This is a genomic window from Paraburkholderia sp. GAS206C, assembly GCF_050435645.1.
Classification (GTDB): Bacteria; Pseudomonadota; Gammaproteobacteria; order Burkholderiales; family Burkholderiaceae; genus Paraburkholderia; species Paraburkholderia phenazinium_B.
The window spans coordinates 132,379-151,515 of sequence record NZ_JBNDKR010000015.1; the positions used below are offsets into that span (position 1 = coordinate 132,379).

Annotated in this window: 16 protein-coding genes; 3 read left to right on the plus strand and 13 right to left on the minus strand. The window is 61.0% G+C overall.

Features of this window, described 5'->3' with window-relative positions; translation table 11 throughout:
* Positions 1 to 31: 31 nt before the first annotated feature.
* From P3T20_RS34110 to P3T20_RS34155, 10 genes are all read right to left on the minus strand, one after another.
* Complete coding sequence (locus tag P3T20_RS34110) at positions 32 to 412, minus strand: nucleotide pyrophosphohydrolase (RefSeq protein WP_074266740.1); 381 nt, start codon at positions 410 to 412, stop codon at positions 32 to 34.
* Between the two features lie 31 nt (positions 413 to 443).
* Positions 444 to 878 carry a Fur family transcriptional regulator gene (locus P3T20_RS34115; protein ID WP_074266741.1) on the minus strand — a complete coding sequence of 145 codons (435 nt, stop codon included), beginning with the start codon at positions 876 to 878 and terminating at the stop codon, positions 444 to 446.
* 68 nt (positions 879 to 946) lie between these two features.
* A complete protein-coding gene (locus P3T20_RS34120) occupies positions 947 to 1,990 on the minus strand; it encodes a lysylphosphatidylglycerol synthase domain-containing protein (protein WP_429289178.1) in 1,044 nt (347 codons plus the stop codon).
* 4 nt (positions 1,991 to 1,994) lie between these two features.
* Positions 1,995 to 3,230 carry a bacteriohopanetetrol glucosamine biosynthesis glycosyltransferase HpnI gene (gene hpnI, locus P3T20_RS34125; RefSeq protein WP_429289179.1) on the minus strand — a complete coding sequence of 412 codons (1,236 nt, stop codon included), beginning with the start codon at positions 3,228 to 3,230 and terminating at the stop codon, positions 1,995 to 1,997.
* Positions 3,231 to 3,237: 7 nt separating this feature from the next.
* Positions 3,238 to 4,659: a hopanoid biosynthesis associated radical SAM protein HpnJ gene (gene hpnJ / locus P3T20_RS34130; RefSeq protein ID WP_429289180.1), complete on the minus strand. Its 1,422-nt coding sequence runs from the start codon at positions 4,657 to 4,659 to the stop codon at positions 3,238 to 3,240.
* A 96-nt stretch (positions 4,660 to 4,755) separates the two neighbouring features.
* Positions 4,756 to 5,964 (minus strand): bacteriohopanetetrol glucosamine biosynthesis glycosyltransferase HpnI, encoded by a 1,209-nt coding sequence (gene hpnI, locus P3T20_RS34135; protein WP_429289181.1) that lies wholly within the window; start codon positions 5,962 to 5,964, stop codon positions 4,756 to 4,758.
* Between the two features lie 33 nt (positions 5,965 to 5,997).
* Entirely contained in the window at positions 5,998 to 6,348 is a 351-nt protein-coding gene (locus tag P3T20_RS34140) for a hypothetical protein (RefSeq protein ID WP_429289182.1), read from the minus strand.
* A 418-nt stretch (positions 6,349 to 6,766) separates the two neighbouring features.
* The gene (locus tag P3T20_RS34145) at positions 6,767 to 8,287 is read right to left on the minus strand and encodes an efflux transporter outer membrane subunit (protein WP_429289183.1); all 1,521 of its coding nucleotides are present in this window, start codon (positions 8,285 to 8,287) and stop codon (positions 6,767 to 6,769) included.
* Positions 8,284 to 9,522, minus strand: a complete 1,239-nt coding sequence (locus tag P3T20_RS34150; RefSeq protein WP_429289184.1) for an efflux RND transporter periplasmic adaptor subunit — start codon at positions 9,520 to 9,522, stop codon at positions 8,284 to 8,286. The genes P3T20_RS34145 and P3T20_RS34150 overlap by 4 nt, the downstream gene beginning before the upstream one ends.
* A 77-nt stretch (positions 9,523 to 9,599) precedes the next feature.
* Complete coding sequence (locus tag P3T20_RS34155) at positions 9,600 to 12,830, minus strand: efflux RND transporter permease subunit (RefSeq protein WP_429289185.1); 3,231 nt, start codon at positions 12,828 to 12,830, stop codon at positions 9,600 to 9,602.
* Positions 12,831 to 13,011: 181 nt separating this feature from the next.
* Here P3T20_RS34155 and P3T20_RS34160 point away from each other — a divergent pair, with 181 nt between their 5' ends.
* Both P3T20_RS34160 and P3T20_RS34165 read left to right on the plus strand, forming a co-directional pair.
* Positions 13,012 to 13,686, plus strand: a complete 675-nt coding sequence (locus P3T20_RS34160) for a heavy metal response regulator transcription factor (protein ID WP_074266746.1) — start codon at positions 13,012 to 13,014, stop codon at positions 13,684 to 13,686.
* Positions 13,686 to 15,074 (plus strand): heavy metal sensor histidine kinase, encoded by a 1,389-nt coding sequence (locus P3T20_RS34165; RefSeq protein ID WP_429289194.1) that lies wholly within the window; start codon positions 13,686 to 13,688, stop codon positions 15,072 to 15,074. Before P3T20_RS34160 ends, P3T20_RS34165 begins: the two co-directional genes overlap by 1 nt.
* A gap of 23 nt (positions 15,075 to 15,097) precedes the next feature.
* Here P3T20_RS34165 and P3T20_RS34170 read toward each other — a convergent pair whose 3' ends face one another.
* The 3 genes from P3T20_RS34170 to P3T20_RS34180 form a co-directional block, all read right to left on the minus strand.
* Positions 15,098 to 15,394 carry a DUF4148 domain-containing protein gene (locus P3T20_RS34170; protein WP_429289186.1) on the minus strand — a complete coding sequence of 99 codons (297 nt, stop codon included), beginning with the start codon at positions 15,392 to 15,394 and terminating at the stop codon, positions 15,098 to 15,100.
* A gap of 119 nt (positions 15,395 to 15,513) precedes the next feature.
* Positions 15,514 to 16,875, minus strand: a complete 1,362-nt coding sequence (locus tag P3T20_RS34175; RefSeq protein ID WP_429289187.1) for an ATP-binding protein — start codon at positions 16,873 to 16,875, stop codon at positions 15,514 to 15,516.
* The gene (locus P3T20_RS34180; RefSeq protein WP_429289188.1) at positions 16,872 to 17,534 is read right to left on the minus strand and encodes a response regulator; all 663 of its coding nucleotides are present in this window, start codon (positions 17,532 to 17,534) and stop codon (positions 16,872 to 16,874) included. The genes P3T20_RS34175 and P3T20_RS34180 overlap by 4 nt, the downstream gene beginning before the upstream one ends.
* Before the next feature lie 115 nt (positions 17,535 to 17,649).
* On the opposite strand from P3T20_RS34180, the gene P3T20_RS34185 reads away from it, so the two are divergent.
* Positions 17,650 to 18,438: a COG4705 family protein gene (locus tag P3T20_RS34185; RefSeq protein WP_429289189.1), complete on the plus strand. Its 789-nt coding sequence runs from the start codon at positions 17,650 to 17,652 to the stop codon at positions 18,436 to 18,438.
* Positions 18,439 to 19,137 lie beyond the last annotated feature (699 nt).

The following is a 19,137-nucleotide window of genomic DNA, read 5'->3' on the forward strand; positions in this document are numbered from 1 at the left end:
TTAGGCGGGTGTGCGAGAAAAACTCCGGGCACTATTGATTTTTGTCTTTGTACTCGGAGTATTTTCTCGAGTCGCCACGCACCTGGTCGGCGGGATATTTCGCACGGTTGAGGGCCATCTTCTCTAGCACTGCCTGAAAAAGATCCACCTCCATCTTGTCGGCGAGGCGAACGAGGTAGACCAGCACGTCCGCCATTTCGTGGCGAATAGCGGTCAGCTTCGCTTCGTCGATTTCATGTTTGTCCCCCGAAACAAGCCACTGAAACGGTTCAAGCAGCTCGCTCGCCTCGACGCTGAGCGCCGTTGCGAGATTCTTAGGAGTGTGGAATTTGTCCCAGTCGCGTTCGTTCACAAACTCACGAACGAGGTCGCGCAATTCTGTTAGGTCACTTCGCGATTCAGGCTTGTTCACGGTAGATCCTGTTCGTATCGCACCGGCCGGTTCAGCCCTTGCGCCTGCGAGCCTCCTCACAGTCAGGACACTCGCCGTAGACAATCGCAGACGCGCTGGCGTAGGCAAACCGGTGCTCGGCCGCCATGGACCGATACGCGGCCTCTATCGTCGCGTCGTAGGCGTCACGAATTGTACCGCAGCGATTGCAGACGAGATGATAGTGAGGTTTTCCGCGATTCAACTCGTAAATGACGCGCGAATCACCGAGTAAGGCACTCGTGATCAAACCCATCTCGAGCAGATGCGACAAGGTCCGGTAGACGCTCGCCAGGCTGAATGATTCCGTGTCGGCGGCTAGCCTGCGGTAGATCTGATCCGCAGAAAAATGCTCGACGGGGTTGTCGCGGAACAGGGTTAGGACGGCGACTCGATTGGGTGTCGCGCGTATCCCCGCTCGCGACAGCTCAGCATAGACAGTTCTCATCTCATGGCGCCGAAACAGACGGCGGTATCGTGCACCGCGGATGCTTAAGGTTTGCTTAAGGATGCCACTTAGGTTCGCGAGTTGCCAATGTCGTTGCGGCCGTTCGCTGTCGCGGTTGTCGATAGCGCGTTGACCAGTCGGCCGCGCGCCTCGCCGGAAGACTCGGCAATCTGCCAGGCAAACAAACCCGGCACGAAAATCAGCAGATCGCGAATCCGTCGCGCGCCAGCGAGTGCGAGGCAGGTTGAAGGGTCGAGACCGAGTGCGCCGCCGATCAGGATGAAGCCGCCTTCCTGCACCCCTAGGCCTCCGGGCACAAAAAAGGCCGCACTGCTAACCGCCTGGATCAGCGATTCGATCACTATCGCCTCGACAAAGCTCACCTGCGCGCCAAGAAAATGCAACGCGAGCCAGATCTCCAGCGCGGTCAATACACACTGCAACGGTTGCCAGAAGAAGAGGTAACGCAGCACCACGCCACGGCGGCGCCAGATCAGTTTGATCGACTGATCGATCTGCGCCGACTGACCGACGAGCGCGGCCAGCTTGCCGCTGGTTGCACGGTTGAGCACACGTGTGATGCGTTCGAACGGGCTCGCATGCTGCACCAGCGAAAACAGCACCAGTAGCGGTGTGAGCGCGACAATGCCCCATGCCAGATCGGCAGCGAGACGTAGCGTGCCGGATGCCGCTTGCGCGAACAGAAAGCCGATGCCCACCATCGTGAACATCAACTGGCTGATCAGCGTGAGTTGCATATCGACGACGAGACTCGCCGCCGCGGTCGAGCCACGCAAACCGCGCCGCCGCATCATGCGGAACGACACCACCTCGCCGCCGATGCGCGCCACCGGCAACATGCTGTTGACCGATTCGCGGATCCAGACCAGCTGCAACATGCCCGCAACGCTCGGGCGGTTTGCGCCGCGGATGAGGCTTTGCCAGTCACGTGCGTTGGCAAGCATCGGCAGGACATGGGCCAGTCCCGCCAGCACCAACCCCGCGCCTGCGGCACGCATCAGTCCAAGCACTGCCCCCGGGTTGTCATGGACGACAAGCCAGAGCGACGCAATCAAACCCGCCAGTGCAGCAAAACGACCCAGATGCTTCATTACGCTACTCGTCCTGAACCGGCGACAGCAAACCATCGCCGTCCACCTCGAAACTGAAACCTCGCCAGATCACCCGCGTCGAAAAGAAACTCGTCACGAAGATCAGGAACGACACGATGTCCCATAACGGCAGCAGCCACAAGTCGCTATACGCCTGCCGCAACGCATGGTCCGACTGTACCTTCAACGCTAGCCGCGCGAGCAGCGCCGCCGCTACAAGCGGCCACGCCCACGCTGCGCCGCCCGAGAATGCTGTAGCAAGCAATGCAAAAGCGAGTGGATGCATCAACGACGAACCCAGATGGGCAACCGGGGTGATCGTCCGAATCGTCCGGCTCCACCGCAACTCATGCGCAATCAGCTTGGTGACGCTGCTTTCCACGCAGGCGTGCGATACCGTGAACGGCGGGATCACCACCTTCTCGCCGATCATCCGCACCGCTTCGCCGATCGCATGATCTTCCGCGAGGTGATGCACGAACTGCGCGAAGCCGCCGATCTTCTCGAGCGTTTCGCGTCGCATGGCAATGGTCTGTCCAAAGCACGGCCGCGCCATCCCAAACGCCAGGCCCGTCACGACGCCGGGAAGAAACTGATAGTTAGTCGCTTTCGCCGACAGCCGCGGCCAGAAACCCGGATCTGGTTGACCGCGATAGACGCAGGTGACCAGTCCCACGCCAGGCTTCTGCAACTCACCGATCACATTGCGCAGATAGGTCGGGCTTACACTCACGTCGCTGTCCGCAAACACCAGCACATCATGCTGCGCCTCGGGCAGCATGTTGAGGATGTTGCTCATCTTGCGGTTGGGTCCGTACAGGCGCGCATCGGCCACAACCGTTATGTGCGCATCAGGATGCAGCAGACGCAGTTGTTCGACCGTCTGCAGCGCCGGATCTTCCGAGTCGTGCACGCCGAACAGAAATTGCAGCGGACCCGGGTAATCCTGCTGGCAAAAGCTCGACAGATTGCTGAGCAAGGTCCACTCGTCGCCATGCAACGGCTTGACGATGGTGACCGGCGGAAAGCTGGTGGGTTCCGAGGTGGTACGGGCAAAGAAACGTCCAATCAGCGCGCCGGCCAGCACCGTATAAACGATGCCGAACACGGCGCCTGTACCACACAGAAACGCCAGCGCCATAAGGATCAGATGCTCCCCGCGCAGCGCACCCTCAACAGCGATCAGTCCGCTTGCGACCAGCAGACCGATCAGGCAGGCAAACCACAGCAGAGACTTCATCGCCGCATCACGCTTCGTGAGCGCGCAGGAAGCGGAAAAACTCCACGCCTTCGCGCAGACGCCGCTTCATCATGTCCCAGCTCAGCAGCATCTCGCGCACGATCTCCCAGATCTTCGAGGGCCGGAAATAGAAGCGCTTGTAGAAGCTCTCGACGTGGTGATAAATCTCTTCACGCGACAGGTGCGGATAACCGATTGCCGCGAGCTGCACCCCTTCCTTGCTCACCAGGTTGATCACCTTGTTCTCCTGCAGCCAGCCGTTTTCTACGGCCTGGTTGTAGAGCGTCGTGCCCGGATAAGGTGCCGCGAGCGACACCTGGATCGTGTGCGGGTTGATTTCCTTTGCGTACTCGATCGTCTTTTCGATCGTCTCCTGCGTCTCGCCCGGCAGCCCCAGGATGAAGGTGCCGTGAATCTTGATGTCGAGCTTGCGGCAGTCTTCGCTGAAGCGTCGTGCGATATCCGTACGCAGGCCCTTCTTGATGTTCAGCAGGATCTGGTCGTCGCCCGATTCATAGCCCACCAGCAGCAGACGCAGGCCGTTTTCCTTCATGATCTTCAGCGTCGCATACGGCACGTTGGCCTTTGCGTTGCAGGACCATGTCACGCCGAGCTTGCCCAGCCCGCGTGCGATCTCTTCGACGCGCGGCTTGAAGTCGGTGAAGGTGTCGTCGTCGAACATGATCTCCTTGACTTCGGGCATGTTGTCACGGATCCACTTCACTTCTTCCAGCACGTTCTCTACCGAGCGCGTGCGGTAGCGGTGCCCTCCAACTGTCTGCGGCCACAGGCAGAACGTGCACTTCGAGCGGCAGCCGCGGCCCGTGTAAATCGACACGTACGGATGCTTCAGATAGCCGATGAAGTAGTTATCAATCTTCAGGTCACGCTTGTAGACAGGCGCCACGAACGGTAGCTCATCCATGTTCTCGAGGATCGGGCGCGCCTCGTTGTGCTCGATCGAACCGTCCGCAGCGCGATAGCTCAGCCCCTGGATCTGCGCGAGCGGTTTGCCCGCCGCCACTTCCTGGCAGGTGAAATCGAATTCTTCACGGCAGACGAAATCGATCGCTTCGCTCGCAGTCAACGAGTTGTGCGGATCAACGGCGACCTTTGCCCCCACCATGCCGATCATCACCGACGGTTTGCGCTTCTTCAGATCCTGCGCAAACATCGCATCCGTCGGGAACGACGGCGTGCTCGTGTGAATGATGACGAGGTCATACTGCTGCGCGATATCGAGCGAAGCCTCCACCGAGAGACCATCCGCCGGCGCATCGAGCACGCGGCTGTCCGGCACCAGCGCCGCAGGCTGCGCGAGCCATGTCGGATACCAGAACGAACGGATCTCACGCTTCGCCTGATAGCGCGACCCCGCGCCGCCATCGAAACCGTCATACGACGGGGCCTGCAAAAACAGCGTTTTCATGAATGATGCTCCGGCAATTTGCGTTGAATCCGATAACTGATCGAATGAGAAAAGTCGCAGCGGCGCGACGGCGCGCTGTGACTTGAATGGGATGCCTTACCGGTCATCGAAAATCTCCATGATCGGTACTCCTGGCCGCGCCACGCGATTGAGGACCGGCATCCGCGCACCGCGCCATACGACGTGGGAGCCGAACACCGCGCCCAGCCATTGCAGCGCGAGCAACATGTCGCGCAACGGCACAAGTGGCAGGTCACGCCAGAATGTGCGCGACCAGCGAGCGCTGCGTGCATGCAAAAGAATGCGAGCAACGCAGCCCGTAGCGGTGCCAATCGAAGCCGTGGTCGCTGCGAAAGAATGCGTTGGAGTGGCATCCGCTGCGGTGAGCGAGAGAGTCAGCAACGTGCTGGCCAATAACCACGGCGTGGTGAACGTGACGAACAGAAACGCGAATCCCAATGGATTCACGGAGCGGATCGTGCGCAGCCAGCGCATCTCGCGCAACCACAGGGTCGTGAAAGCAGGCTCGATCACGTCGGTGGCTACCATCACCGGCGACAACACGGTGTTCAGCCCAAGAGCGCGCGCGTGTTCGGCCAGCCAGTAGTCGTCGGCGAGGCAGTCTTTGAGCGTCTCGAAGCCGCCAATACTCTCAAGCGTCGTGCGCCGCAATGCTAGAGTCGCACCAAAACCAAAGCGGCGCGAGCCGCCCGCATGCGCGACGCGCACCGACGGTGCGAACCATTCGTTGATGAACAGGGCCCCCACCCGCGGCCAGAATCCGCCGACGCTCTGCGCGCGATACAGGCAGGTGACGACTCCCGTATCGATGTTCGCAAGCGGCGCTGTCACGGTGTCAAGGTAGTCGGGCTTGACTGCTATATCGCTATCGGCAAGCACGATCACCTCATGACGCGCCCATTGCACCATGTTGATCAGATTGCTGACCTTAGGATTGCGGCCGTGCACGCGAGAATCGATCACGAGCTTGATGTCGCACTGCGGATACGCGGCCTGCAGACGTCGCACCACGCCGATTGCCGGGTCGACCGGTGAGCAGACACCGAACAGCAACTGAAAGCACGGATGCGCCTGCTCACAGAACGTCACGAGGTTTTCGTACAGACGCGGCTCGGTTCCGCACAGTGGCTTGAGCACGCTCACAGAGGTCCAGCCGACGCGACGCGAGTTCTGGCCTTTGCTGAAAAACGGCATGGCAAAGACGGCGATCAACGAATAGGAAGTAGCGATCCAGCACAGGGCGAGCAAAAGCCACTGTGAGACAGAAACGGGATGTTCCATCATCGCTAAAAGGATCCGCCCATGAAGCCGCCTCCGCTAACACGTAGCCCACGCAATCGGCCTTCGATTAAACCGAAGGTGCAGGATCACCAGCATCCGCACCGGGCAGACCGGAGAAACCGAAGTGGTGTTGGAGTGCGCGTCGGTGACGGTGGCGTAGTCGAGAGACAGCGCCGAGAGGAATGCAGCGCGGGCAATGCGCTTGACGACCAGTACGATGCACACAACGCTCGCCACAGCCACGAGACGAAAGGGCCCGGATGTGAACACAGCTTCGGGAACGCCAAAGAGGCCAATAGACAGCAGTGCCACCATTTGTATCGCTGCGGCGGCAAGTGACGCTGTCAGCAGGTAGGCACGCAGCATTGCGGTCGTCGCGGGTGTCATGGCGCAGTTCGTCGATACAGGAGGAGGAAATATCGAAGGCGCTTTCATTTTCCTTGTGGCGATCGATCAGCAGATGCACGTGGTTTGGATTCAGGTCTCATCTAATACATACATGCGTTGTGAATCGATACTACCGGTCCAAAGCTGAAGGGAACCTTAAGCAAACGCGCCTGATCTGTTTTAAGTGTCCTACGCTTTCACTGTCCTGACATGATTACTGCAACGTAAACTTAAGCACGCGTTTCGCCGCTTTAGCGATACCGTTGCGCGTAATTCATTCGCAAGCTCCATCACACGAATTCTCCCTGTTGAAGATGACGATTTTGGATTTGCTTCGAATCTTCAGCACAGAACTCCTTAAGCGATTGAGAAAGTACGGAAAGCTTTATGTTGGCTTACGCCTGCGCGCTCAAAAGAATCACCACGTTCCGCCAAGCGCCTTGACCAGCAACACGCTTGCATCCACCTGGCGACGCTCGAGGTCGACAGCAGTTCGCTCGTTCGCCAACGCCGTGCTCTGTGCGGTGACAACTTCCAGATAGCCTACGGTTCCGATCCTGTATTGGTCTAACTCAAGCTGCAGGGTCTTTTGGGCCGACGCGACAGCTTCATCCTGCTTACCGGCCTCCTGCTGCAAGATGCGTAATGACGCCAGGTTGTCTTCGACCTCCTGGAAGGCAGTCAACACGGTCTGGCGATAGTCGGCCGCGCTCGCGTCGTATTGCGCCTGGGCCTTCTCGGTCATTGCACGACGCCGGCCGCCGTCGAACAACGTGCCGACCAGCGCCGGCCCAACAGCCCACATGCGCGACGGTGCGGTGAGCCAGTTGGTAAGCGTCGAACTCTCGATGCCGCCCGTGGCCGATAGCACCAGATCGGGGAAGAACGCGGATTCAGCAATGCCGATCTGGTCGTTGGCCGCTGCGACACGCCGCTCCGCGGCGGCGATATCGGGGCGGCGCTGCAGCAGCTCGGAAGGCAGTCCGACAGGAATCGTCGGCGGTGTGAAATTCGCCGCCGCCGGCGGCAGACTGAACGTCGACGCCGGTACGCCGGTCAGCGTGGCGATCGCGTGCTCGTACTGCGCACGGGCAACACCGAGGTCGATATCCTGTGCCTCGGTCGCCTGCAGTTGCGTCTCGGCCTGGGTGACGTCCGCCTGCGACGATACGCCGACCGCGAAGCGGCTTTTAGTCAGATCGAGCGTCTGGCGATAGTCCGCAATGGTCTGGTCGAGCAACTGCTTCGACGCGTCGAGTCCGCGCAAATTGAAGTAGTCGACGGCGAGTTCGGCGTGCACGCCGAGCCGCACGCTCTCGAGATCAGCGGCGCTCGCTTGCGCGCCGGCCCGCGCGGCATCGTTTTCGTGCGCGATTCTGCCCCACAGGTCGGGCTCCCAGCTCGCATCGAGCGCAACGTCGTAGTCGCCGAATGTCCTGCCGGCCGTCTGCTGGTGGCCGATCACGTTGTCCGAATCGTGCAGGCTGCTCGCGCTTGTCCCCGCACCGATCGTCGGCAGGTAAGCAGCGTGAGCGGATTCGACCATGGCGCGTGCTTCCTGCAGTTGCGCGACGGCTTTCTGGATCGTCTGGTTCGACACGCTTACACGTGTTTCGAGTGTGTTCAGTTGAGGATCGCTGAAGCGTGTCCACCATGCGCCGCGTGCCTCGTTATCGGCTGGCGTCGCTTGGGTCCAACCAGGAGTCGCTTGCGCCGGTGCTGTGGCGGTTTGGCTGGCACGAGTCGAAACCGCACCGCTGCTGGGGTCCGGCGTGCCGGCGTTTTCCTTATACGCTGCAGGAACGACCACCGAGGGACGCACGTAGTCCGGACCGATCGAGCAGCCTGCCATGCCCAGCACACTGGCCGCGCAGATAGCACCGAGCAGCCGCGAGCGAAGCCCTCGCAGTCGCGTAAGGTCGAGCGATACCGGCATCATGACTGGCCCCCTGTGCCATGCGAGGGCGCCGCCGATGAGCCGGTACCGCTGCTGGAATTGGCGCTAGAAGAAACCCGCACGGCCTGGCCATTGGTAATCGAGTCGGACGGATTAAGGATCACCCGGTCGGTCGCTGCGAGCCCTGAGGCCACTTCTATACGCGTGCCAAAATCGCGACCGGGTTTGATGGTCTTCAGTAGTACGTGATGTTGCTCATCGACGGTGGCCACCTGCAAACCCTCCGGCCGATACAGCAGCGTGTTCACCGGCAGCGACAAGCCCGGCTGAGCGGCCTTCAGCGACAGATGCACTTGCCCATACGAACCCGGCAGCACCGCGCCATTCGCGTTGGGCACGTCAACTTCGATACGCAGCGTGCGCGTGACGGCATTGATCGCCCCCGCATTGCGCGCCACCGTTCCGGGCAGGCAACGCCCAGGGATCTGCGAGACTTCGAGGCAGGCCGACGTGCCGTCGAGCGATGTGCCGGCATCGTTCTGCGGCACATCGGCGTACACACGCAGCACGCCAGTTTGCGCCAGATCGAACATCTCTTTGGCGGGGCCGCCAGCGCTGCCCGCGTCGATCAACGCGCCGACATCGATATTGCGCGCCGTAATCACGCCGTCAAACGGCGCATAAACCTTCTCATAAGATTGCAACTGCGCGAGGCGGGCCACGTTCGATTGCGCCGCAAGCAGCGCCGCATGCTTCGCCTGTGCGTCGCTGTCTTTCATGTCCGTATCCTGTTGCGAGACGGCGTGTGTCTGCACCAGTTGCTGCCAGCGCGTCGCGCTCAACTGTGCAAACTGATCGTTCGCCTGCGCCTGTTGTTCATCGGCGCGTGCCTGGCGCAGCGCGGCGTCCACCTCGGGCGCATCGATCGTGGCCAGCAGTTGCCCGGCTTTCACATGAGTGCCGATATCTGCGTACCAGGCCTTCAGATAACCGTCGGTGCGTGCGAAAATCGGCGTCTGCTGATACGCCTCGATATCGCCCGGCAACACCAGCGTCTGGTCGGGCGGCGCGACGGTGGGCAGCGTAACCTGCACCGTGGGTACCGCGAGCGCGGCGGTCTGCGCTTGCAACGCGGCGCGCGCATTGAGCCGCGGCACGATGCCCACGGCAAGCGCAACGGCAAAGCCTGCTACGAGCAAAACGACACGCACGGCGCCGCGCCGGTGCTGAGGCGCAGGCCGGCTGTCCGGTGCGGACTGGGGGGTTTGAGTGGACATGCGGCGTACTCCGGTCAATTCAAGTCAGATCAGGTTCTGGACATTCCGCAGCGGACCCAGGCAAGGTGCGGAGCCGTTCATTTGAGAAGATCTAGTTCGGCTTGCGTCATGCCGCGTGGCTCGCGTTTCGCGAGCCAGCCGTGCACCAGCGAAAAGACGACCGGCAGGAACATCAGCGTCGCGATCGTGCCGATCATCAGGCCACCGATCACGGCGCGGCCGAGCGGCGCGTTCTGTTCACCACCGTCGCCCATGCCGAGCGCCATCGGCACCATGCCGATCATCATCGCGAGCGCCGTCATCAGCACTGGACGAAAGCGCCCCGCGCCCGCCACCAGTGCCGCCTGCAACGGCGCCATGCCCTGCGCCAGCCGCTCGCGTGCAAAGCTCACCACCAGAATGCTGTTGGCCGTCGCCACGCCGATACACATCATGGCGCCCGTCAACGCGGGCACGCTCAGCGTGGTATGCGTGAGGAACAGCATCCAGACGATGCCCGCCATCGCACCCGGCAAACCGCAGACGATCACGAGCGGATCGATCCACGACTGGAAATTGATCACCATCAGCAGATACACGAGCAGCACTGCGAAGGCGATGCCCGTTGCGAGGCCGCTGAACGAGCTCTCCATGGTCTGAACCTGACCGCGAATCACCACGCGCGCACCGCGCGGCAAGTTCGCTTTGGCGGCATCCACAATGCGCGTAACGTCCGATGCCACGCCACCCAGGTCGCGTCCCTGCACCGAGCCGTAGATATCGATCACCGGTTGCACGTTGTAGTGCGTCACCACGGCTTGCTGCGTCGCGCGCGAGAACGTGCCGAGTGTGCCCAGAATCCCGTTGACCTCGCCTGCGTTGCTGCCTGAGCCGCCGGTGCCCGGCGTGAACATCGAACTAAGCGGAATATTGGCCAGCGCCTGCAGCGAATTGATGTCGTACTGCGGCACCTCCGTCGTTACCGGATAGCTCACACCGTTTTGCGGGTTGAGCCAGAAGTTCGGCGACGTTTGCGAACTGCCAGACAACGCAATCAACAGGCTGCGCGCGACGTCCTGCTGCTGCAGTCCCGCCTGCAGCGCCTTGGTGCGGTCCACATCCACGTTGATCGCGGGCTCGTCGTCCGGTTGCTGGATGCGCAAATCGACGAGTCCTTTAACGTTGCGAAGTTTGTTCAGCAACGTGTCGGCAAACGCGCGGTTGTCGTCGAGGTTGTTGCCCACCACCTGAATGTCGATCGGCGCCGGCAGTCCAAAGTTGAGGATCTGACTCACCATATCTGCCGGCAGAAACGAAAACGTCACTGCGGGAAACTGCTCGCCAAGCGACTGCCGCAGCTTCGCCACATACTGCGCGGTCGGCTTGTGTTTCGCGTTCAGCGTGATCAGGATGTCGGCATCGGCGCTGCCGATCGGCGCGGAACTGCTATACGAGAGGTTGATGCCGCTGGTCGGCAGGCCGATGTTGTCGACGATGGTCATCAGCTCGTTTGCGGGAATCACCGTGCGGATGCTGTTCTCGATTTCGTCGGCAAGACGCGCGGTCTGTTCGATACGTGTGCCGGTCTTCGCGCGCATATGCAAGCGAATTTGCCCCGAGTCGATTTGCGGAAAGAAGTCGCGGCCAAGGAACGGCAGCAGCGCAAGCGAGCCGATACACACCATCAGAAAACCCGCGATAAAGCGGCGTGGTGCAGCAAGTGCTGCCTCCAGCAGCCGCTCGTAGCGGCCGCGCAGCGCTTCGAAGCGCCGTTCGAAGCTTTGCTGGAAGCGCACCAGACGGTTCGCGGGTCGTCCGTGCTGCGTGCCCTCGTCACCCGGCTGATGCGCGCCGCGCAGCAGATACATCGCCAACGTCGGCACCAGCGTGCGCGACAGAAAGTACGATGCGAGCATCGCGAACACTACGGCTTCGGCGAGGGGCGTGAACAGATACCGGGCCACGCCGGATAAAAGCAGCATCGGCACGAAGACGATGCAGATCGACAACGTCGAGATCAAGGTCGGCACGGCGATCTCGCCTGATCCTTCCAGAATCGCCTGCAATAACGGCTGCCCCTGCTCGATGTGATGCGTCATGTTCTCGATTGCAACCGTCGCATCGTCGACCAGAATGCCCACCGCCAACGCCAGGCCGCCGAGCGTCATGATGTTGATGGTCTGGCCGAGCACCGACAACATGATCAGCGACGAGATCATCGCCAGCGGAATCGAGATCGCGATGATCAACGTGGCCCGCCAACTGCCGAGAAACAACAGGATCATCACCGCCGTCAGGCCGGCAGCAATCAGACCTTCGCGTATCACACCCTGTACCGCCGACTTGACGAACACCGACTCGTCCGTGACGGTCTGGATATCGAGCGCCTTTGGCATCTGCGAGCGGATCCGCGGCAGCAGGCTCTTGATGTTGGCAATGATATCGAGCGTCGAGACACTGCCGCTCTTTTCCACCTCGAGCAACGCGGCGCGCTTGCCGTCATGACGCACGATATTGGTCTGCGGCGCATAACCATCGCGCACGGTTGCGACGTCGTGCACATACGTTACCGTGCCATCGGGTTGCGTGCGGATGGGAATGTTGTTCAGTTGCGCTACCGAAAGCGCCGCACCGTTCATGTTCACGTTGTATTCGAACGTGCCGATCTTCGCCGTGCCACCCGGCAACACCAGGTTCTGTGCGTTGACTGCATTGACCACGTCGGTGGACGTCACGTGGTGGGACTGCATCGCCTGTGGATCGATATCCACCATGATCTGGCGCACCTTGCCGCCGTACGGAATCGGTACGGCGGCGCCCTGCACCGTCGCCAGTTGCGTGCGAATAAAATTGTTGCCGAGGTCATAAAGCGTCTGTTCCGGCAGGGTCTTGCTCGACAGTGCGAGTTCCATGATCGGCACAGTCGACGCGTTGAACGTCAGCACCATGGGCGGCAACGTGCCGGGCGGCATGACCTTCAGCAACGACTGCGCGCTCACGGACGCTTCCGTCTCTGCTCGCGTGATGTCGGCACCGGGATGGAAGAAGACCTTGACGACGGCCACGCCGTTGAGCGACTGCGATTCGATGTGCTCGATATCGCCGACGTCCGAGGTCAGCGCGCGTTCGTACGGCGCGACGATGCGGTGCGCCATATCCTCAGACGTCAACCCGCTGTAGCTCCACACGACGCTGATCACGGGGATGTCGATGTTCGGAAAAATATCGACGGGCGTACGCAGGATCATCAGTGGTCCGATGATCACGAGCAGCAGCGCCAGCACAATAAACGTGTACGGGCGGCGGAGAGCGATTTTGACGATCCACATGAGAAGACGACGCCTGAAGGGGAGCAATAGACGCAGTCTAGGGAGCAGGGTTTTGCGTCGGGATTGCGCCTGGATGACAAACTCGTAATGAACTTCGGGCCGCCGCGCGGGTATCATCGAAACCATCCGCTGGGCGCAACCTGGCGGCAAACCGCGAGCAACCCGATGGAAGGCGACTGCGATGAGAGTCCTCGTAATCGAAGACGAACCGAAGGCCGGCGACTACCTCAAGAAGGGCCTGGAGGAGTCGGGCTTTGTGGTGGACGTGGCACGTAACGGTGTCGACGGCCTGCATCTCGCGCTGGAAGAGTCTCATGACGTGATCGTGCTCGATGTGATGTTGCCGGGCATGGACGGCTGGCAGGTGCTGCAGCAATTGCGCGGCCGCAAGGACACGCCGGTTCTGTTTCTGACGGCGCGCGACGAGATCGAAGACCGCGTGCGTGGCCTTGAGCTAGGCGCCGACGACTATCTGATCAAACCGTTCGCCTTCGTCGAGCTGCTCGCACGGGTACGCACGCTGGCACGGCGTGGCCAGGCTCGCGAGAGCGACACGCTGACGATCGGCGACCTCGAGATCAACGCGAGCCAGCGCAAGGTACGACGTGCGGGCCAGCGCATCGACCTGACGCCGCGCGAGTTTGCGTTGCTGCATCTGCTTGCGCGGCGCAGCGGCGAAGTATTAAGCCGCACGCAAATCGCTTCATATGTGTGGGACATGAACTTCGATAGCGACACGAATGTGGTCGATGTGGCGATCCGCCGCCTGCGTTCGAAGATCGACGATGACTATCCGGTCAAGCTGGTGCATACCGTGCGCGGCGTCGGTTACGTGCTCGAAGTGAAGGACGCATGATGCAACGGCTCTCGTTGACTGCGAGGCTGGCTGCCTGGTTTGCGCTGATCACCGTGCTGGTCTTCGGCGTCGGCGGTGGTGTGCTGTATCAGGCGCTAGCAAAGCAGATTCGCGCCCAGGACGACTTCGACCTGGTGCTGACGGCCCGGCATCTGCGGCGCCTTGCAGCCGAGCTGGATTCACCGCAGGGCATCAAACTGCATGAGTCCCGGCTCGATAGCCTGGTGCTCGGCAATCAGGCTTTCTTCCTCAGAATGCAGGACTCGAGTGGTCGCGTCCTGCTCGAACGTAATCCCTCGCACTTTGCGATTGACGATCTGAAGGAAGTGAAACCGTTGAACCGGATTCTCGAGCATGACGTGCAGGAATGGCATACCCCCGATGGCCTGACAATGCGCGGCGTTGCCACGGATATCGCGCTGGCCGACGGTTCGGTGGTCGATGCGGTAGTCGGACGCGAAATGAGCGATCGCGAAGCGTTACTTGCCCGCTACCGCAACACGGTCTACCTGACGACGCTGTGCGCACTCCTTGCCGCGGTTGTGCTCGGTTACGTCGCGGTACGCAACGCGTTGCGCCCGCTGCGTGACATTGCCGGCAGCGCTACCCACGTGACGGTGGGCAAACTCCATACGCGCCTGCCCTCCGGCAATGTGCCGCGCGAACTCGCGGCACTGATCGATGCGCTGAATTCGATGCTCGCACGCCTCGAACTCGGCTTCCAGCGACTCTCGCAGTTCACGGCCGACCTCGCGCACGATCTGCGCACGCCGCTCGGCAACATGCGCGGTGCGAGCGAAGTAGCGCTTGCGCGCCCGCGCTCGACCGACGAATATCAGGCGTTGCTGGTATCGAATATCGAGGAATGCGAACGACTATCGCGAATGGTCGAAAACGTGCTGTTTCTCGCTCGCGCCGACAATCCGCAGTACGTGACGACGGCCGTGGATTTTCCGGTGCGCGACGAGCTGCTGCGAGTGGCCGACTATTTCGAAGGCATAGCGGAGGATGCCGGCATTTCGATTCAGGTGACGGCGAGCGGCCAGTTGCATGCCGATGTCGATCTGTTCCGCCGCGCCGTCAGCAATCTGCTGGCGAACGCACTGCGTTACACGCCGCGCGGCGATACTTTAACGCTTTCCACAAGGGAGACCCCGGAGGGGATGATGGTCACGGTCGCCAATCCCGGCACACCGATTCCTTCGGAACATCTTGGACGGCTGTTCGACCGCTTCTACCGCGTCGACGGATCGCGCAGCAATTCATCCGGCTCGACCGGACTAGGACTTGCAATCGTGCGGACCATCATGGAACTGCACGGCGGCAGCGCCACTGTCGAAAGCGACGCGGCGGCCACGCAGTTCCATTTGCACTTCCCGCGGCAGTGAGTGAGCGTTGCGCGCATTCTGGGTCAGTTAACCGCCATGTTGACGCGATTATCCAGATGACGGGCCTGATATTCGGCGCGATTTTGCGCGATCTCATGCGGCGTCGGCGGATAGTTGGTCTTCGACACGGGCATCGTTCCTTGCTGTTCGGCCTGGATCAGCTCCGCGCGGACCTCGGCGCGCGTCTTGCCAGTGTTGACTGAGGCCGCCGGTGGGGTCGTGGCGCCGGTGGCATACGTACTCTGCGCGAACGCTGATTGACCGAAAAGGATCAGCGACACAACGACTGCGGCAAGTGCGGCATATCGGGTAAGTTTCATGGAAGGCTCCTGAGGTGGGTTGTGCCGGTTCGCGCTTGTATCGCTCCCGGCCCGTTTCACGTAGCAGCGAGGCTACGAACCCATTCTCGGGCGCCGCGGTTTGCGCCGAGGTGACGCGTTCATGACGGAGTTGTCATTTCGCGCTCAGCCACGCGCATAAATCCGCTTACCGAAACTGTCAGGCCTCCGGCCCCAACGTTGTTGCGCAATGAGAGGGTCAGCTGTTGCCGTTGCGCAATGCGGGCGGCAATGGCGAGTCCCAGTCCGCTGCCCGTGCCCTTGGCATGCTCGCCACGATAGAAGCGGTCAAGCACCCGCCCCAGGTCCTGCTCCGGAATGCCGGGGCCGTTGTCCACCACTTCAAGGCCGAGGCGCTCTGACGTGCGCGTGAGCACAACGTCGACCTTGCCCCCTTGAGGCGTGTAGCGGATCGCATTGTCGATCAGGTTATTCAGCAGTACACCCAACGCGTGCGGATCAGTCAGCACGTTGCACGCATCCTCTCGCGTGACCGGTTGCCGGAACTCGAGGCCCAGGTCAATCTGCTTTTCGTCGGCGAGCAGCGAGAAATCGCTGACCGCCTGTTCTCCAAGTCTGCGCAAACTGACGGATGCGCCAACGCTGGTAGACTGCGCGTCCTCGCGTGCGAGCGTCAGCAATTGCTGCACGAGCCGGATCATACGATTGAGTCGCCTATCGATTCGCTCGAGCGTCTGGCCATCGTCCTTCAACGTGCCGTTGTTCGAAGCCGCCTGCAACTGCAGTTTCAGCGCAGCAAGCGGGGAGCGAAGCTCGTGGGCAGCATCAGCGATAAACGCGCGCCGCGCCTCCGCCGCAACGTTCAGGCGGAGTAGCAAGTCGTTCAATGCCTCGACTAGCGGCCGGACTTCCACGGGTACCCTGCCGTCGAGGCGCAGCGGTTCGAGTGAATCCAGCGAACGCGTTGCGAGAAGACGCGACAGTCCGCCGATTGGCGCAAGGCCCCACGCGACGACGAACAGCACCAACAGGATCGTCACGGGCACGAACACGCCCAGCGGCCACAACGTGTGCAGCGCAAGTTGCAATGCCAGCGCTTCCCGAACGGAGACCGGTTGCGCGACCTGGATGAAGCGATCGGCCTGTTGCAGCCCGAATACACGCCATTGACCTTCGCTGCGGTCAATGGTGCGAATACCGGCCGGCAGACGCGTCAGGACAGCCGACTCTCGCGAGTGATAGACAAGCCTACCGTCCTTGTCCCATATCTCGATGAGAATACGGTCGTCCGAAATGCCTGCGGCCTCTTCGCCTTCCCTCTCGACCGTCTCCGCCGCTTCAACATTCGCGGGCAGCGACAACGCGACGGTACGCAGTTCATAGTCGAACAGTTCGCCGGCCTCGTCGCGGGCCGTATGAAAGATCGCCAATGCGGCAATCCCGGAAGCAGTGGCGAGACCGCAGATGAGCCAGCCGAGCAGCCAACGGCGGATCGACTTCATCCGAGCCTCTTCAGCCGATAGCCGACGCCGCGCACCGTCACGATCTGCTCTGTGCCAATCTTGCGCCGCAGGCTGTGCACGTGGACTTCGATCGTGTTGCTGCCCACTTCGTCGCCCCATCCATAGAGCTTGTCCTCAAGTTCCGCCCTAGTGAAGACGCGTGCAGGCTCTTCGATCAGCGCCTGCAGCAAGCCGAATTCGCGCGGCACCAGCGTCACTGGAGCGCCGCTTTTCCTCACTTCATGAGCGGCGGGGTCGAGAGTTAGATCACCGTGCGCATAGATCGGTTGCTTCTGTCCGGTGCGCCGGCGCAGCAACGCGCGTGCTCGCGCTGCCAGTTCGTCAAGATCGAAAGGCTTGATCAGGTAGTCGTCTGCGCCTGCGTCCAGACCGCGAATCCGGTCGGTCACCGCGTCGCGCGCGGTCAGGATGATGACGGGCGCCTCACCGCCTTGTCTGCGATAGCTGCTGAGTAAATCGATGCCGTTTTTCCCGGGCAAACCGAGGTCAAGCAGGACGAGGTCATATACGTCGTTACCTAGCGATAGCTCGGCGGCCCGTCCGTCCTGTGCCCAGTCGATTGCATAGCCCTCGCGCCGCATCGATTCGAGCACGGTCTCCGCAATCATTTCGTCGTCTTCCACCAGAAGCAGACGCATCGCGCCCCCTGCGTTGTCATCCTGGTGTCATTGTCGCGCATCTGGCCTTAGGTCTGCCTTAAGCCTTCGTTAAGCGTTCGTTCAATATCATCCACGTTCAACGGAGGAATGCGCGATGAAACCGGACGCTGTGAGTTTTGCGAGGCACACTGTCAGCAAGGTTCCCGAAGTGACTTTGGGCTTCTGGGTGATCAAGGTCGCGGCCACCACGCTGGGAGAAACCGGCGGCGACTGGGTGTCGATGTCCCTGAATCTTGGCTACCTGATCGGCTCGGCAATCTTCCTCGTCCTGTTCATTGGCCTCGTTTGTGCGCAGGTAAAGGCGCAGGAATTTCGTCGCTTCCTGTACTGGGCGACCATCGTCGCTACGACGACGCTCGGCACGACCATGGCGGACTTCGCCGATCGATCGCTCGGGGTCGGCTATCCAGGGGGCACCACAATCGTCGTGATATTGCTGATTGCCAGCCTGGCGATATGGTATCGATCGGAGGGAACAGTCTCGGTCGAGAGCATCGTTACGGGCAAGGCGGAGTGGTTTTACTGGATCACGATCCTGTTCTCGCAGACACTCGGAACGGCGCTTGGGGACTGGGTAGCAGGTGAAGACCGCGGTGGTCTCGGTATCGGATACGAATACGGAGCCATGCTCTTCGGCGCGGGACTGGTCATCGTGATGGGCTTATATTGCTGGACGCGTGTGTCCCGGACCGCGCTCTTCTGGGCCGCGTTTATCTTGACACGGCCGCTAGGCGCAACGTTGGGGGACTTCCTCGATAAGCCAGTAGCGGAGGGTGGCCTTCACATTAGCCGGCTCTATGCGTCCGGGATTCTGCTGGCTTTTATCGTGGTGTGTATTGCGTTGATACCGCAGCGCTCGGCGAGGCGGAGTACGGCGGTGTAGGCATTCGTTCTCCTCAACCACACACTTGCTCGCAATCTCCTTTGCTGTGGACCGGACGCTCACGGCGAGATTTCAAGGTGAGGACTTACAGGATGGTGAGGAGTTCCAGGAGATAGCAGGGAGTGGTGAGATTATACGGGATGGCACACCTATCGTCGCTTTGTCCAACACGGCGAGGTCGAAACTCGATCGTTCCGCAAACCCGCTATCACGATACAAAATAGTTACGACTTTCACCCCTAGATGGGGCAGGCGTTTGCATCCGGCTACCCATCTTCCTTTGCACAGGAAAGTATCGACTTTTTGCAAGCTTCGCGGGAAACGCGCACTGAACAGCGAACAAAAAGTCACGACTTACCTTGCTACATAAGGGGTGAACGCTCACGTGCAAAAAGGGCCAGCTTGCGAAGGTCCCCTGTTGCGAGCCCCCGTACCGAGGGCGAGGCCCAACGCTTTAAGCGCCAGCAATGAATATTCCCGCACAACCGCAGTCGTATCTTCCCGCAAGCAGGCGCGGCGACTGCTCCAGTCTCACGTCCGCGACAGAACAATAACAAGGCCAAAAATATGTGCGGCATACTCGGCGGGGATCAAGGCGTCGAGATTCTTAGCCATCTCTTGCGCCCTCTTAGGTTTCTGGCCGTCTGGACCCTTCTTGGTTCTATGACCGAAACCGGAGCGGCGGAATTCGCTCCCGCC

Coding starts and splice junctions, on each gene's coding strand:
- P3T20_RS34115 (WP_074266741.1), bottom strand. CDS start 878: ATGAGAACTGTCTATGCTGAGCTGTCGCGAGCGGGGATACGCGCGACA.
- P3T20_RS34120 (WP_429289178.1), bottom strand. CDS start 1,990: ATGAAGCATCTGGGTCGTTTTGCTGCACTGGCGGGTTTGATTGCGTCG.
- hpnI (WP_429289179.1), bottom strand. CDS start 3,230: ATGAAGTCTCTGCTGTGGTTTGCCTGCCTGATCGGTCTGCTGGTCGCA.
- hpnJ (WP_429289180.1), bottom strand. CDS start 4,659: ATGAAAACGCTGTTTTTGCAGGCCCCGTCGTATGACGGTTTCGATGGC.
- hpnI (WP_429289181.1), bottom strand. CDS start 5,964: ATGATGGAACATCCCGTTTCTGTCTCACAGTGGCTTTTGCTCGCCCTG.
- P3T20_RS34140 (WP_429289182.1), bottom strand. CDS start 6,348: ATGACACCCGCGACGACCGCAATGCTGCGTGCCTACCTGCTGACAGCG.
- P3T20_RS34145 (WP_429289183.1), bottom strand. CDS start 8,287: ATGATGCCGGTATCGCTCGACCTTACGCGACTGCGAGGGCTTCGCTCG.
- P3T20_RS34150 (WP_429289184.1), bottom strand. CDS start 9,522: ATGTCCACTCAAACCCCCCAGTCCGCACCGGACAGCCGGCCTGCGCCT.
- P3T20_RS34155 (WP_429289185.1), bottom strand. CDS start 12,830: ATGTGGATCGTCAAAATCGCTCTCCGCCGCCCGTACACGTTTATTGTG.
- P3T20_RS34160 (WP_074266746.1), top strand. CDS start 13,012: ATGAGAGTCCTCGTAATCGAAGACGAACCGAAGGCCGGCGACTACCTC.
- P3T20_RS34165 (WP_429289194.1), top strand. CDS start 13,686: ATGCAACGGCTCTCGTTGACTGCGAGGCTGGCTGCCTGGTTTGCGCTG.
- P3T20_RS34170 (WP_429289186.1), bottom strand. CDS start 15,394: ATGAAACTTACCCGATATGCCGCACTTGCCGCAGTCGTTGTGTCGCTG.
- P3T20_RS34175 (WP_429289187.1), bottom strand. CDS start 16,875: ATGAAGTCGATCCGCCGTTGGCTGCTCGGCTGGCTCATCTGCGGTCTC.
- P3T20_RS34180 (WP_429289188.1), bottom strand. CDS start 17,534: ATGCGTCTGCTTCTGGTGGAAGACGACGAAATGATTGCGGAGACCGTG.
- P3T20_RS34185 (WP_429289189.1), top strand. CDS start 17,650: ATGAAACCGGACGCTGTGAGTTTTGCGAGGCACACTGTCAGCAAGGTT.